General features: G+C 40.1%; 10 protein-coding genes. 1 reads left to right on the forward strand and 9 read right to left on the reverse strand.

The genetic code is table 11. The features are described 5' to 3' along the window. Positions 1–7 precede the first annotated feature (7 nt). The 9 genes from B9Y87_RS05130 to B9Y87_RS05170 all read right to left on the reverse strand — a co-directional run bounded on the left by B9Y87_RS05130 (position 8) and on the right by B9Y87_RS05170 (position 13,773). Positions 8–253: a helix-turn-helix domain-containing protein gene (locus tag B9Y87_RS05130; protein ID WP_245808651.1), complete on the reverse strand. Its 246-nt coding sequence runs from the start codon at positions 251–253 to the stop codon at positions 8–10. 28 nt (positions 254–281) lie between these two features. Further along, complete coding sequence (locus tag B9Y87_RS05135) at positions 282–1,325, reverse strand: UDP-glucose--hexose-1-phosphate uridylyltransferase (RefSeq protein ID WP_085496867.1); 1,044 nt, start codon at positions 1,323–1,325, stop codon at positions 282–284. A 5-nt stretch (positions 1,326–1,330) separates the two neighbouring features. Then, on the reverse strand, positions 1,331–2,461 hold the full coding sequence (gene galK / locus B9Y87_RS05140; protein WP_085496868.1) for a galactokinase: 1,131 nt from the start codon (positions 2,459–2,461) through the stop codon (positions 1,331–1,333). A 173-nt stretch (positions 2,462–2,634) separates the two neighbouring features. Next, positions 2,635–3,771, reverse strand: a complete 1,137-nt coding sequence (locus B9Y87_RS05145) for a formylglycine-generating enzyme family protein (protein ID WP_085496870.1) — start codon at positions 3,769–3,771, stop codon at positions 2,635–2,637. 44 nt (positions 3,772–3,815) lie between these two features. Beyond that, positions 3,816–4,802: a M28 family metallopeptidase gene (locus B9Y87_RS05150; protein ID WP_245808652.1), complete on the reverse strand. Its 987-nt coding sequence runs from the start codon at positions 4,800–4,802 to the stop codon at positions 3,816–3,818. Beyond that, complete coding sequence (locus B9Y87_RS05155) at positions 4,792–6,414, reverse strand: beta-N-acetylhexosaminidase (RefSeq protein ID WP_085496872.1); 1,623 nt, start codon at positions 6,412–6,414, stop codon at positions 4,792–4,794. The genes B9Y87_RS05150 and B9Y87_RS05155 overlap by 11 nt, the downstream gene beginning before the upstream one ends. Before the next feature lie 96 nt (positions 6,415–6,510). Continuing rightward, the gene (locus B9Y87_RS05160) at positions 6,511–8,067 is read right to left on the reverse strand and encodes an arylsulfatase (RefSeq protein ID WP_085497532.1); all 1,557 of its coding nucleotides are present in this window, start codon (positions 8,065–8,067) and stop codon (positions 6,511–6,513) included. 170 nt (positions 8,068–8,237) lie between these two features. After that, positions 8,238–9,635 carry a DUF3472 domain-containing protein gene (locus tag B9Y87_RS05165; protein ID WP_245808653.1) on the reverse strand — a complete coding sequence of 466 codons (1,398 nt, stop codon included), beginning with the start codon at positions 9,633–9,635 and terminating at the stop codon, positions 8,238–8,240. A gap of 22 nt (positions 9,636–9,657) precedes the next feature. Further along, the gene (locus B9Y87_RS05170; protein WP_139827167.1) at positions 9,658–13,773 is read right to left on the reverse strand and encodes an ATP-binding protein; all 4,116 of its coding nucleotides are present in this window, start codon (positions 13,771–13,773) and stop codon (positions 9,658–9,660) included. 225 nt (positions 13,774–13,998) lie between these two features. Here B9Y87_RS05170 and B9Y87_RS05175 point away from each other — a divergent pair, with 225 nt between their 5' ends. Further along, complete coding sequence (locus tag B9Y87_RS05175; RefSeq protein WP_085496876.1) at positions 13,999–15,363, forward strand: Gfo/Idh/MocA family protein; 1,365 nt, start codon at positions 13,999–14,001, stop codon at positions 15,361–15,363. The last annotated feature ends 127 nt before the right edge of the window (positions 15,364–15,490 follow it).

Raw genomic sequence — 15,490 nt, forward strand, 5'->3', positions numbered from 1 at the left:
ACGGTTTTTAACGCAAGGCGTCCTTTAAAAAATCAAGCTCCACTTTTTGCTGACCAATAACCTTGAGCAGATGTTCCTCTTTTTGCTCGGCTTCCGTTTTCTTCGATTTGGAACCCGTATCGAAAACTGCCTCTGCCCGGGTGAGAAACTCCCTTTTCCAAAGATTGATCTGCTGGGGACGGGTCGGGTATTCCCTACAACCCCAACACTCCCTTTGATCTCCATTGTACAAGTTCCCCCTGGGGATTATCATAATTCCCAAATGTTAGAATTTAATTCCTCTATCCCAGGTTACTATAGTGAACATTGGATAACGACTTCATTGTTACTGCTGCCTGTTCTGCCGTGATATCGCGTTGTGGATTGGCAAACATTTCGTAACCTACCATAAACTTTTTTACTGTAGCCGATCGCAATAAGGGTGGGTAAAATAACATATGAAAATGCCATTCCGGATGTTCCTTACCGTCTGTTGGTGCCTGATGTATCCCTGCCGAATACGGAAAAGAGGTATTGAATATATTATCATACCTAATGGTAAGTTGTTTAAGGATTTGGGCATAAGCCAACTTCTCGGACTCCGAAAGTAAACCAATATGTGCTAATTTTCTTTTGGGAAGGATCATAGCCTCATAAGGCCACACTGCCCAATAAGGAGTAAGCGCTACAAAATGTTCATTTTCAACTATTATACGCTCGTCCAACTGTAATTCCTGTTCTACATAATCCTCCAAAATACTTCTTCCATGCTTCTCCCAATAAGCCTTCTGATTTCCAATTTTCTTATGAACTTCCTGTGGAATTTTATTCTGAGCCCAAATTTGTCCATGCGGGTGAGGGTTGCTGCACCCCATGATATCCCCTTTATTTTCAAAAATCTGAACGTGATTAATGCCATCTATCGCACCTAATTCCTTATATTCCTTTTGCCAAAGTGAGATTACGTCAACAATGTCCGGTACGGACATTAATGGTAATGTAAGGGAGTGGTTAGGTGAAAAACACACTACCTTACAGATACCTGATTCGGATTCGGCATATAAAAGGCCATTTTTATAGGACTCTTCCTGTACATTGGGCAATAGGGCTGAAAAATCGTTGACAAAGGAATATGGCTTGTCATAGCTGGGATTGAACTCCCCTCCCATTCTTTCATTAGTGGGGCAGAGATAACATGAAGGTTCATATTCCGGTAAGTCTGTGGTAGCACTTTTTTCGGTTTTTCCCTGCCATGGTCTTTTGGTCCTATGGGGAGAAACCAAAATCCATTCTCCCGTTAAAATATTTAATCTTCTATGCGGATTATCATTAAAACTATTTGTCATTACGCCTAATTTTGTATGTAAGTACCAGCACTAGGTTGTACCTCAAACGCCTCCAATTCTATGTTGAAAGCCTCCTTATATGCCTTAGTGGCTTCCTCCACAAAAGCGTTAACCTTGTCTTTATGTACAATGTTCAAGGTACAGCCTCCAAAGCCACCACCGGTTTGTCTTGCCCCCAACACAGCACTGTACTGTTTGGAAAAATCGACCAAGAAATCGGACTCCGGACAGCTCACCTCATACAATTTGCTTATTCCTTCGTGTGCTTCGTAAAGTAAGCTTCCAAAGAGTTTTAAATCATTAGCCTTTAGAGCCTTTGCCGTTTTTAACACCCTTTCATTTTCACTTACAATAAAACTACATCTTTTAAAAAGTGTGGTGTCAATGGTCTCCACAAATTCCTGAATCATGGTAGCTGTAACATCCCTTAACGACATTACCTCTGGATATTTTTTCTTTATGATAGCTACTCCTTCCTCACATTCCCGCTTCCTAGTGTTATACTCACTGGACGCCAAGTTATGCGACACCTTTGTATTTAACATTATCATTTTGTACGGGGCTATATGGATGGGGATTTGCTGATGCTCAAGAGACTTGCAATCCAACAAAATAACATGTCCCTTTTCGCTCATTACGGAAGCAAATTGGTCCATGATTCCACATTGGGTTCCCACAAAGGTATGCTCCGCCTTTTGCGAAAGCTGCACTATATCCATTTTGGAAAGTCCCAGATCAAACAGTTCATTGAGCCCAAAAGCCAGTCCACATTCCAAGGCCGCTGATGAACTAAGCCCAGAACCCATTGGCAATTTACTTTCAATAGTACAGTTGAACCCCCTTAACTTATCCGTTCTCAGCAAAATTTCATTTAAAACACCAAGAATATAGTTTTCCCATTCCACATTACTCCTGGCTATTTTATCCAATTGAAGGGTGAACCCGGTATTATACCCCAAACTATAAAGGTTACATTCCTTTTCTGTTTGGTTTCTTTTGAATTTAAAAGTGATTTTCTTCTCTATGGCCGTGGGCAATACATATCCAAGATTATAATCTGTGTGTTCCCCGATCAAATTGATCCTTCCTGGGGATTCAACAACTAGTTCAGGGGTGAAATTTTCCGGAAACGACATATACTTTAAAGTGTATTAGGCGGCAAATATAAAAAAAATATCTTTTATAAATGTAAAATTTACATTTATAGCAATTATGTACAAGTCAGAATAAATTATTTAAATCGCAATCAAAAAAAAATCCCCCTTGGCAAGCCAAAGGGGAACTGATAAATATAATGTAAAAAGTATAATTAATTCGCTGTAAGCATATCCACAGTAGCTACCGTCCTGAATCCCAAATGCTCCAAGGAAGAATCCAAGCTGGAAGCCATTCTGGAGGAGATCCTATAACTGGCGCAATAGGAAGCATTACATAAAAAGGATCCACCCCTCATTACCTTCTCCTTGGCATAGGGCATATTCGGATTATACGGAGTGGACGCTCCTTGGGGATTTACCACCGGACCATTCACAGCTCCCAATTCGTTGTAATAATTGGTATTGTACCAATCACTGGTCCATTCCCATACATTACCGGCCATATCGTAGAGGCCAAAATCATTGGGAGGATAGGATTTAACTTTGGCGCGCTGTTCATAACCATCAGCTTTGTTATTGGTAACCGGAAACTCACCTTCCCAAGTATTTGCCTTTTGTGACAAAATGGAATCGTCATCGCCCCAAAAATAGATACTTTCGGATTTATTGCCTCTGGCGGCCCTTTCCCACTCCGCCTCTGTTGGCAACCTTCTGCCGGCCCATTCACAATAAGCTAGGGCATCCTCATAGGCCACTTGAACCACAGGTTCATTGTCTTTTCCCTTAATGGTGCTTCCAGGTCCGTTGGGTTGTTTCCAATTGGCCCCGATGGTCCAATTCCACCACTGTGAAAAGTCGTACAGGTTGGGCACAGAAGTTTTTGTCTTTTTAAAGGTCAAAGAGCCAGGTTGCAAAATGGAATCATGGGGCTTGGGTGTACCTTCCGGGACTTGGGTTTTCATTTCCTCCCAATCTATTGCCCGCTCGGCTACGGTAACATAGCCCGTTTCCTTAACAAATTTTGCAAATTGGGCATTGGTCACCTCGGTAACATCCATAAAAAAACCGTCCACTTTTACCTTATGTGCAGGTTTCTCATGGTCCATGGCCATCTTGTCCTGGGGTACGGCACCTTGGATAAATTCGCCACCAGGAATCCATACCATACCGTCCGGTACTTTTATATTTTCCGGCTTTTCTATTATAATTGGAGTTGTGTCTACTACTGATTCGGTAACCTCCGTTATTGGGGCATTACTTTCAACTTTATTCACCGACTTCTTATCCCCCTTGCATTGAACCATCAACCCCAATACAAGAAGGGCACCTAAAACATTAATTTTTTGCATTCTATAGTTTTTAATCCTTACAAATGTAAAGAACCAAAACGATTCTATTCCCCTTGTGGAATAAATTTCATGTCATAAGACGATGACGCCACTTTCATAATAGCATTGAATATATACTGGCAAACCTGTTTTTGTCCCTCAAAGTTGATCAGCTCCACCGTATCCTCAGGAGTATGATATTGCGGATGTCCGCCAGTATGGATCCCAAGAACTGAAATATTCTTTTTATAAAAGGAAACATGATCCGAACCTCCTACAGATCCAGCATGTACTACTGGAGATAAGCCCAATGGTGGCCCTAATTCCTTCATCAAATCCACACCACCGGGAAAGGTTCCTGCTCCTCCCATATACACCTGCTTGGCATCGTTTAACCTGCCAACCATATCCATATTTATCATTAATTTAATCTGTGATAATGGAACAACAGGATTGTCCACAAAATATTTACTGCCCAAAAGCCCTTGTTCCTCAGCCCCAAATGCGACCAACAAAACACTTCTTTTTAACTCGGTCCTGCGGGCCATTAGCATCTCCCCTATTTCCAATAATGCAGAGGTACCACTTGCATTATCATCCGCACCATGGTGTATTCCAATTTTATCGGATTTTGATGATGGTCCGCCCCCCATGCCTAAATGATCGTAATGGGCGCCTAATACAATATATTCATTCTTCAATAGCGGGTCATTGCCGTCTATAAAGCCTATAACGTTCCAAGTCTCCACAGCGTTTTTTGGCATCTCTCCTTTCTTCACTCTTAATTGGGCCAGAAATGGTTGCTTATAGGTTTTCAAGAAGGGTGGTATTCCGGACTTTTTAAAATCCTTCCTAATATACGTAACAATCCTATTGTTAATTTTACCACCAGGGTATCTACCCAAATTTTTGTTTGATGTTAAATAAGTAATATGTCCCTTAAGTTCATTGGTAGTAATATCTTCTTGTGCTTGACATATATTTAGCAGCCCACACAACAAAAAATAGCTAACGCATATTTTCATAAAAGTGTTTCTGTTATCATTTTTCATCAAAATCCTGTTTCTCAAATTTCTTTGGCAATACAATTCCATTCATTTTCCATTTTTCCAATAAATAGCTAAGATTGGATCTAAAAACAGTGTAATCCCTTCTTTTCAAGGAAGACCAACCCACCTCTGCGTAGGCCGCTAACCTAGGAAAAACCATTCTGTCCATATCCATTACCTCTGGGATCCATTCCCCCCACATTTGGCAACCGCTACCAATAACCTTATTGTGAAAGCTGTCTTCCAATCCTTCGGGAATGGGATCGAAACTATAGGCCTTTTCCAAAGGTATGTATTTATAGGAATAGTCCAAATAGGTATATTCATGATAGGAATTAACAATTTCATATCCCTCTCGAACAGCTTTTGATACCAAATCCAAATTTCCTTTCCAAAAATGGACCAAGGTGTTCTGCGCCAAATTCTCTTTTACCTCCATATCCATATCCTCCTGCCATTCATGTACATTTTCTCCCAAAATTTCATTCCAGCCCATCATTCTATGGCCATTGCTGTTTAAAAAATTTGATATTTTGTTGGTAAAGAAAATATGCATGTCCCCAGGTGTCGCCAAGTCGTTCTGCTTCATAAAATCCTGAATTTCAGTTGAAGTTTTCCATGCATCAAATTTTACTTCATCCCCACCAATATGAATAATATTGCTGGGAAACAAGTCCATTACTTCCGTAAGTACGTTTTCAAGAAATTCATATACCCTAGGATCAGATACATTATAGGAGTCTGGCAACTTTCCAAACACCGTGGGAACCTCCTTGAGCTCCCCAATGGTACCCAACCAAGGATATGACGCAATTGCTGCGGATGCATGTCCTGGCATTTCAATTTCGGGAATAATGGTGATTTGTCTTTCACTGGCATAGGCAATTATTTCCTTCACCTCTTCCTGTGTATAATATCCGGAATGGGAAACCTTAGATCGCTCCGGACTATCCCAACCACCAATTTGGGAATCGGACCTAGTGGATCCCACTTGCGTTAATTTAGGATACTTTTTAATCTCCAATCTCCAACCTTGATCATCGGTCAGGTGCCAATGGAAAATATTCATTTTTAAAAGTGACATCTCATCCAAAAGCTTTTTCACCTGTTCCTTTCCTTTAAAATACCTTCCTTCATCCAGCATAAAAGCCCTCCAAGCAAAACGAGGGCGATCTTCAATTTCCATTCCAGAGATAACTATATTTCTACCCTTGGAATTGCCAGTATCCATTAATTGCTGAAGGGACTGTATGCCATAGAAAACACCCGTAGTTGTGCCGGCCATAATGCTTATGGATTTGTCCCCAACATTCAGGGTATACCCTTCTTCACCCAAGCTCGCTGTCAATTGGGGGTTTGTACCTAGTATAATTCCTTTATCCCCTTTTCCCTTTACAGGAAGATCTTTATGAAGTTTATCCTTCAGTATTTTCTGAAGAAAACTTGCATTTCCATGATTGGTATCGTCTGCTATAATTGGTGTCTTTTCCGTAATGCTAAACGCCTCCTTCTTCATTACAACCTTCAATGGTTGGGGAATAATTCCAGCATTTTGCCCAATACCAAGGAAGGGCAGTAGAAAAATTAAGGCCAAAGCTGCTTTAACATTATTCATTCTTTAAAAATATGTTTTTGACCAATATTGCATATTCAACACCAAGCGTTACTTGGTAAAGCTATATTAATTGGGCAACATTCAACTTATTGTCCTTTAAAGACCCTCTCTCAGGACCGGAATCCTAAATTTTTCAATGATTGGCTCCCTGTGTTGACTCTCTAAAATCTTAGCCGCTTTTTCTAGTATCTCAGGGTGCTGATCCGCGACGTTTGTAGTTTCCGTTAAATCAGTCCTAAGATTGTACAATTCCAATGTAGGCTCATTTTTTTTATCCTTAAGGTGGGTTTTCACCACTTTCCAATCGCCCATTCTTATGGCCAACTGTCCCCCATATTCAGGGAACTCCCAATATAGAAAATCGTGTTCCTTTTGATTTTCTTGAGAAAGCAAGGTCGGTAAAAAACTAAGTCCATCCGTATAGCTAGGTTTTTCATAACCCGCAATATCTGCCAGCGTAGCCATGACATCATAATGTGCAGAAATATGATCCGTTTTGCTGCCTGCCTTTATTTGTCCAGGCCAGGTGGCAATCATAGGTACTCTAATACCCCCTTCATAAACAAAGCCTTTTCCTCTACCATATTCACTTTTAAAAGGTTTAGCACTATCAAACCAAGGCGAATCGGTTCCTCCATTAAAAGTTGGGCCATTGTCCGAGGTAAATATAATCAGTGTGTTTTCGTAAAGTCCGTCCTCCTTCAACTTGGCAACCAGTTTGCCAATGTTCTCGTCCAGATAAGAAACCATGGCTGCGTAACCGGCCCGAGGGTTTTGATGTGGAAAATAACCTCTTTCCCCTAAATAAGGTTCTTCCTCCCCGAACTTATTCTTATAATACTCCACCCATTTTTGTGGAGCTTGTATGGCGGCATGGGGTATGGGCGTAGCCCAATAAATAAAAAATGGGTTCTCCTTATTTCTATCCACAAAACCTTTTAGCTCATTAAACATAAGATCTGGGGCATAGTCGTTTAATGTATAGGCTGCATAACTCTCGGGATCGTTGATATCTGCTCCTTTGGTCAATTTGGTATTCGGGGCAATGGTATCATTATTCAAATGAACCCTATTTTCATTCTTGTACAAATGCAATGGATAATAGGTGTGGGCCTGTCGCTGACAATTATATCCGAAAAAGAAATCGAAACCCATTTTTGTAGGAATGGAATTGGTATGTGGAGCCCCCAATCCCCACTTACCGAACATGGCCGTACCATATCCCACTTCCTTTAATTTTTTGGCTATGGTAATGGTGCTGTCCGGCATAGGACGTTGTCCCTCTAAAACGGAATCTTTGGCCATGGCCCTATAATTCCATACCTCCCCACGTTCTCCCCATTCCTCATTTCCACGGATATGCGCATGCCCGGAATGGGTCCCGGTCAATAACATATAGCGTGCAGGAGCACATACAGGTGCACTGGTATAATGTTGGGTAAACAACATCCCAGCCTTTGCCAAGTCATCAATATTAGGGGTCTCAATTTTTTCCTGACCATAGGCACCCACTTCGGCATAGCCTAGATCATCGGCCAATATGTAGATAATATTAGGTTTTTGGGATTCCTTGGAAAGGACATCATTTTTGCTTTCATCCTTACAGGACAATAGTGCTAATGGAATTAGGATTAAATAGCTTATTTTTTTCATACTTAGATTATTCTGGTTTTTGGTTTCTGGTTTATGGTTTCTGGTTTCTGGTTTCTGGTTTCTGGTTTCTATGTTATCAATTCTAATCGGGACAACCAACTTCTTAGATTCTTTTTAATCGGTCACTTCTGAAATATTTCCAATTAACACATTTCCAAATTATATAATATCTATTGCACTGGTTTTTCCAATAATGAAAAATCTATAACAGGAGGTACTCCGTTGGCCGTTCTTTCATGAAAAGTGTCTATGGTAGTCATTTCATTAAAAAAACCGCAATTCTTCATAAAAAATTTATTTCCAATGGCCCCGCCGGAATAATCTTCCCTAGAACCCTTCCTAGCTGTAGCATCCGCAGTGAATTTAGCCTTGGTAAGTTCATGCCACTGCCCTTTGGTGTCCATTATCCATTGGTTGGTATATTCCCCCATTCTGGAAATATGGCCCACCTCTGTCCTAAAGTTTTCTAAAAAGGAATGTGGTCTTTTTAAATAGGTAGACGTATGCGGTCTTCTAAAACTGGCTATTAAATTCCATTTTTTAGATTCCACATCATAAAAATAGGCCGTATAATCAGTAGAATTATTTACAGAAGGCTCTCCCTTTAATAAAAATTTATAGGTATTGCCAGCTTTCCAATTGAACACCTTATAGCTTTGTCCTCCAGATCCTTCATTACCAAATTCGCCAGTGGTTACCCCTTTTCCTTTACCCAACAAAATTATTCTGTATTCTTCCGGAATACTTTTGGGGTCCTGGGTTTCAAACGGACTCCAAACCGAAAACAGGATCCTTCTTTCCGTTTCAGAATTGACCTGCATTCCAAAATAGCCCTCTCCGAAGCCATTCGCCATATAATAAGATCCGATAACATCCTCTTTTTCGGGGACCGTTATTTCATTATAAAACCAAAGAATGTCCGTGTTTTCGGGCGTGGTATAGCTTAAATGTACAGATGGCCCCCTTCTGCCCCAATAAAAATCTTCCTTTACATAAGTAAGTTTCCCATTGGCTGCCTGACCTCCTATGAGCACCTCATTGACATCTGCAAAATTATTGGCCGATTTTTCCATTCCCTGTAGTTCCACATAGTGATAACCAGGTGTGGCAAGTTTAAACACGCCTACGTCCACGGTTTCAAAATCCTGGTTGGAGACTTGGATTTCCTTGGTGGTTCCATCCAAGGAAACCCTGAGTTTGGAAGTACCATCGCTCACTTTAAGATTCAAACCCAGGTTTAATTGTCCCGCTAGATCCGTTTTAAAATAGGTCCTAATGATTGTATTTTTATCATTCCAATCCCGAATCCCTTTGTCCGAAATTATATGGCGATTGTCCTTTACCTCGTTTACCACCCAACTATTGCCTCCGGGCTTAATACTATCTGTCAGGCTCAATTTTTCCAAGGGCATCCCTTCTGTTTTGTCCTGCTTGGATAAGGTTGTACAAGAGCCAAGAACTAATAGTAACCCCAGTCCCAAAATATTTTTGTATCCCATACCCTTTGGCACAGTCCTATTAGTAGCCGTTTTAGCAAACTTGGCTTCAGCATTGGTTTTTATCATCATGTTGATTATTGAAATATTACAGTTACTCTTGAATGTTTTTTCTTGTTCCCTTTAATTTAAATCCCTCGTTGTGGCCCACTTTTCCCTTTAGCTTTCTTGGGCTCTTCCCAAACTCCCTTTTAAAGCATTTTGAAAAATATTTGGGATCGTTAAAACCTACCAAAAAAGCCGCCTCGGATACGGAGTAATTACAATCACTAATTAAAACCGCTGCCTTCTTTAGGCGCATAGTCCTAACAAAATCAACTATTTTTTTCCCTGTTAAGCCTTGAAATTTTCTATAAATAGCCGAATAGCTCATGTTTAGATCCTGAGCGAGATCTTCGGTCTTAAAATCTGGATTACTAATCTGATTTTCCACAAGATTCACCAGATTTTCCAGAAAAACTTCATCTTGGGACCTATTTCCTCCATTTTTTGGCGCCGTGATTAGGTCGTTCTTATATTTCATGATCAACCTATCACTACGGGTAATGATATTATTCACCTTTAAAACCAATTCATTGATATTAAAGGGTTTGTTTATAAATTCCACAGCCCCAGCCCGTAGGCCCAGAATTTTATTCTTTGCTGCCTTTTTAGCGGTAAGTAGAATAATTGGAATATGGGTAGTGAGCTCATTTCTTTGAAGCATTTTGCTCATTTCTATACCGTCCAATTTTGGCATCATAATATCACTTATTATTAGGTCTGGGTTATGCTCTAGGGCAAGGGCATAGCCTTCTTCCCCATTTTCTGCCAAGAGAACATTATAGTAATCGGAAAAAATATCTTTCAAGGATATTTGCAGTTCATAATTGTCCTCGACCACCAAAATGGTCTTGGCCAATTTTGCGGTAGCCAAACCTAAATTTTCCTCCTTCAATTCAAATTCATCATCCTCAACTTCCATAATAGCCTCTTCCAAGGTTACTTCTTTAGGTTCATTTTCATTCCTGTTTTTATCAATAGGAAAGCTTACACTAAAGCAGGTTCCCTTCACCGGATCCGATTTTACATCGATCTTTCCATGGTGCAGGTCCACCAGTTCCTTAGTTAGGGCCAAGCCTATCCCAGTCCCTATTTTTTGCTTTCCTGAATCTGCCTGATAAAACAATTGGAAAATATTTTCGAGCTCGTCATGGGGGATTCCCGGTCCTGAATCGGTAACGGATATTTTTACGTTCCTATCCCAATCTTCCACAATTACGTCTAAGCTAATAGATCCCCCTTTAGGCGTAAATTTGAAGGCATTGGATAGAAGATTAAAGAAAATATGTTCCATTTTATCTTTATCGTACCACATTTTCAAATCATCACTCGGGTAACTACATTTAAAATTGATACCCTTGAACACGGCCTGCTCCTCAAAGGATCTGGTTATTTCCGTTAGATCTTCAACTATATTGTGTTCTGCTGCCCTTAATACTAGTTTCTCCAATTCCTTGTCCCGTAAGGAGGTCAATTCAAACACAATTCGGGACAATCTATTGGCATTGTTGGAAATTAACTTGAGTCGTTGTTGCAGCAGTACATTACCACTTTTTACCGCTCGTTGCAACATATTTTCCAAGGGAATCAAAATCAAGGTCAAGGGGGTTTGTATTTCGTGGGACATCTTGGCGAAGAAATCCATTTTTAAAGCATATAGCTCCCTTTCATGTTTGTGTTCCAGTTCATCCGCAATTACCCTATTCCTTAGTCTTATCCAGATGACCATTCCATAGAGCAAGCCAATTATCAAGATAAAATAAATCAGTTGTGCTATTTGTGACCTCCAAAAAGGTCTTAAAATACTGATGGCAACCGATTTTTCTTTTATGTCCCATTCCCCATTACCAGTACTGGCCTTAACTTCAAAAACATAATTCCCTGGTGGAATGTTGGTATAGGTTGCCAAACGTTCCTTTTCTGAATCTATCCAGTTATCATTAAACCCTTTAAGTCTATATGCATAAGTATAGTTGGAAAACAGCACATTATCTATCGCCAAAAAACGAATCGAAAAGGAGGATTGGTCATGGTCCAGTTTCAACACCTCCAACTTCTCCACCCCCTGTTCCACTTGTTCGGGAATGACGTTGATAGCGGGTTGATTTAAGATATCGATATCTTCAATAAATAATTTAGCTACCGTTTCTTCTTTTTTAATTTGATTGGGTTTAAAGTAGCTTACCCCATTTAACCCTCCAAAGTATATATTTCCGTCCCGACCCATATGGGCACTTCGCTGCATAAAGGAGTCATCTTGAAGTCCATCTATTTTTTGAAACACCCTCGATATGGAATCCCTAACATTTAAATGCCAGATTCCATTAGTTGAACCCAACCATAAATTATCCGGATTCTCCAATATTACGGACCTAAAAATGGTGTTGTCATAGGTTCCGTTTATCCCTATATTGTCCACTTGATGCCCCTCGATATTAAATCTAATCAATTCCCCATTTACCAACACCAACCAAATGACATTCGCATTGCTGGCAGCCATGGACCAGATATCATAATTCCTATTGGTCATGAGCGTATCAGATAGGTGTTGATACTGGGTAAAATTGGATTTGGCAACATCACTCCCATCTTCGTTGAACTTAAATAAACCACCTCCATTGTACGATAGCCAGACCGTGCCGGAAGCGTCTTCCACAACAGACTGGGAAATGGACCCCACCAATCCGGCTGTGCCATTTTCGAAGCGTGCCAACAATTTGTTTCTGTCCGAAAATAAATAAACTCCCATGTCGGTCGTTACCCATAATCTACCCTTGGAGTCTTTAAAAATAAAACGAACGTCCAATACCATGTTATTTTTGGAATTGATCAAAGGCAGCTTGGAGAATGAATTTCTTTGGGCATTATAAACCCACAGTCCGTTTTTATAGGTCCCCATCCATATATTACCACTATTATCCTCATTTATGGAGTGGATATAAAACCCTTTTGTCTGTGCCGAATTGTTAAAAAATTGCTCTTCCTTTCCGTTGGTGGCAACCTTGGTAATTCCGTCCCCGTCCGTCCCTATCCAAAGTGTTCCATCCTTTGCCCTATAGGAAGACAACACTCTGGCAGGGCTTCCCTGCACCGAACCGGAATGATAATTTATCTGATTACTCTTATTGCGAAGTATGTTTAGATCCCCATAATTGGTAAGTACCCATAAATTATTCTTTAGGTCTTCATTTATTCCTATAACAGTATTGGTGCTCAGGGAAAACCCATTTAGATGGTTGTGTTTGTAAATTTTTAATTCCCCAGACTCGGTATCCAACCTATACAGGCCATTGCCATCCGTTCCCAACCAAATAAAACCATTTACATCGCAGTACATTGCCGTAAACAATTCATTTAACTGACCACGCCACTGCTGATCTATGATCTCATCTTGCACAAAAGATTCCTTGTCAAAATCATAAACCATTATTCCATGTCCCACATAGGAGGAACCTATCCATAGTCTATTTTTTTTATCCAGCAGTAGTAGATTGTTATCGGCCAAGGTATAGTCATAGGGCACCTCCAATTTCTCCAGACGTTTGGTTCCCAAATAATATATATAAATAGGACCCTTCAAGGTGCTTACTATAAGTTGATCGGATTTTCTAACGACCAAGGAATTAATTTCTTTAATTCCAGAGGCATTCATTGGAATAGTGGCAATACTATCCACAATTCCCTTACTGTGGTCATAGGCATATACGGAACCATTATCCGTAGCCAACCAAATTATTCCCCTATCCTCGTTGACAATATTGACCTTGTGCTTTTTCTGAAAACCCTTTACAGACTTCTCTATAGATGAGAAAGTTCCATTTTTTTCCAAGTAGGATAGTTGCCCATTCATGGACAAGACCCAAATTATCCCTTTCGAATCCCCAAATATTTGTTTTACTTCATCCGAAGCGGCATCCTCCTTAAAAATTGATCCTTTGGGCGTAAATTCAAAATTGTAACCATCGTATTTGGAAATTCCTTCCGAGTGGGCCAACCAAACAAAGCCCAAGCTGTCCTGAACGGTATGGGTAACCTTAATATTTTGATTGTCCAGTTTACTGGAAAGGTGGATAAAATTAGCTGAATGCTGCCCAGATAAATAAGAATAACAAAACAGCCCCAGCGCATATAGAGTGTACATTTTATTCCTATTCAATTTCTTTCTCAAGGCACTTAATTTATTATTAATCCTTCCTTTTTCTGTTCGAAACAAATGTACCCATAATTGGTGTCAACTTAAAGGAGGTGTTTTTTGCAAAAAGGTGGAAAAAAACTTCAAATATCGATATTATCCGAAATTTTACCCCTAGAACGCAAAAAAAGGACACCTAAATAATTAACACAATATTAATATTTGCGAAACATTAACAAGAAGTAGCCATTTAAGCAAAATATGAATCAGAGAAGAAATTTTATTAAAAAGACTACCATTACTGGAGCTGGTATAGCATTATTGCCCAATCTTAGTTTAGGACATAGTTTCATAAAGGACTCCCAAAAAATAAGAGTTGGGGTAATTGGTGTTGGACTAAGGGGAACCAATCACTTGGACAACCTACTAAAAAGAACAGATGTTTTGGTCACTGCTATATGTGACATAGATCAAAACAGAATAGATATTGCGCAGGATCATATACTAAAGGCAGGTCAAAAGAAGGCCAAAGTGTTTGGAAAAAATGAAGAGGATTATAAAAACCTTTTGTCACTGGCAGAAGTAGACGCTGTGGTCATTGCCACACCTTGGCTATGGCATACCAAAATGGCCGTAGATTCCATGAAAGCCGGTAAATATACCGGTCTTGAAGTATCGGCCGCCAATACCCTTGAGGAATGTTGGGACTTGGTCAACACCCATGAAGAAACCGGTTCCCATCTAATGATCTTGGAAAATGTTAATTATAGAAGGGATGTACTTGCCGTATTAAATATGGTAAAACAGAATGTCTTTGGAGAATTATTACACTTCAGATGTGGATATCAGCATGATCTACGCGGAGTAAAATTCAATGACGGAAAAACTGCCTACGGAAAAGGTGTCGAATTTGGCGACAAGGGTATCTCCGAATCAGCTTGGAGGACGCAACACTCATTATTGAGAAATGCGGACGTCTATCCAACCCACGGTCTTGGACCTATCGCTGTTATGGCAGATATAAATAGGGGCAACAGATTTTTATCATTGACCTCACATGCTACCAAAGGTGTTGGTCTGCACAAATACATTGTGGATACAGCTGGTGAAAATCATCCCAATGCCAAACTAAAATTTAAGCAGGGAGATATCATTACCTCTACTATAGAAACCTCCAATGGGGAGACCATTATCGTTACCCACAATGTTAATAATCCCCACCCCTACTCCTTAGGATTTAAAGTTCAAGGGGCACAAGGACTTACAGATTTTGACTACCACACACAACGTATCCATATTGAGGGTACCACAGAAGGACATGGATGGGAAAATATGGATTCGTGGTTCGAAAAATACGATCATCCCCTTTGGAAAAAATTCGGAAGCAGTGCTACCGAAGCTGGGCATGGAGGAATAGATTTTTATGTAATAAACGCCTTTATTGAGTCGGCCAAGGAAAATAGTGCTCCACCAATGGATGCCTATGACGCTGCGGCTTGGAGTGCGGTTACGCCACTCTCCGAACTATCCATAGAGAATAATGGGGAACCACAGGATTTTCCGGATTTCACAAGGGGGACTTGGATAAAAAGAAAACCCTATAACTGGATAAAGGACACCTATTAAGTTGTGAATATTGAATTACCTATTAAGTTGTTTGAGTTAGTTGTTTTTCAAAGCCCATTTCATGAAAATGGAATGGGTTTAAAAAAGTTGCCAACTCTAGATCAACACTAAAGCCAAAAAAATATGG

This window comes from Arenibacter troitsensis (assembly GCF_900177645.1).
Classification (GTDB): Bacteria; Bacteroidota; Bacteroidia; order Flavobacteriales; family Flavobacteriaceae; genus Arenibacter; species Arenibacter troitsensis.

Excerpts from the sequence above, each read along its gene's own strand:
- B9Y87_RS05130 (WP_245808651.1), bottom strand. The coding sequence starts at position 253 with ATGATAATCCCCAGGGGGAACTTGTACAATGGAGATCAAAGGGAGTGT.
- B9Y87_RS05135 (WP_085496867.1), bottom strand. The coding sequence starts at position 1,325 with ATGACAAATAGTTTTAATGATAATCCGCATAGAAGATTAAATATTTTA.
- galK (WP_085496868.1), bottom strand. The coding sequence starts at position 2,461 with ATGTCGTTTCCGGAAAATTTCACCCCTGAACTAGTTGTTGAATCCCCA.
- B9Y87_RS05145 (WP_085496870.1), bottom strand. The coding sequence starts at position 3,771 with ATGCAAAAAATTAATGTTTTAGGTGCCCTTCTTGTATTGGGGTTGATG.
- B9Y87_RS05150 (WP_245808652.1), bottom strand. The coding sequence starts at position 4,802 with ATGAAAAATGATAACAGAAACACTTTTATGAAAATATGCGTTAGCTAT.
- B9Y87_RS05155 (WP_085496872.1), bottom strand. The coding sequence starts at position 6,414 with ATGAATAATGTTAAAGCAGCTTTGGCCTTAATTTTTCTACTGCCCTTC.
- B9Y87_RS05160 (WP_085497532.1), bottom strand. The coding sequence starts at position 8,067 with ATGAAAAAAATAAGCTATTTAATCCTAATTCCATTAGCACTATTGTCC.
- B9Y87_RS05165 (WP_245808653.1), bottom strand. The coding sequence starts at position 9,635 with ATGATGATAAAAACCAATGCTGAAGCCAAGTTTGCTAAAACGGCTACT.
- B9Y87_RS05175 (WP_085496876.1), top strand. The coding sequence starts at position 13,999 with ATGAATCAGAGAAGAAATTTTATTAAAAAGACTACCATTACTGGAGCT.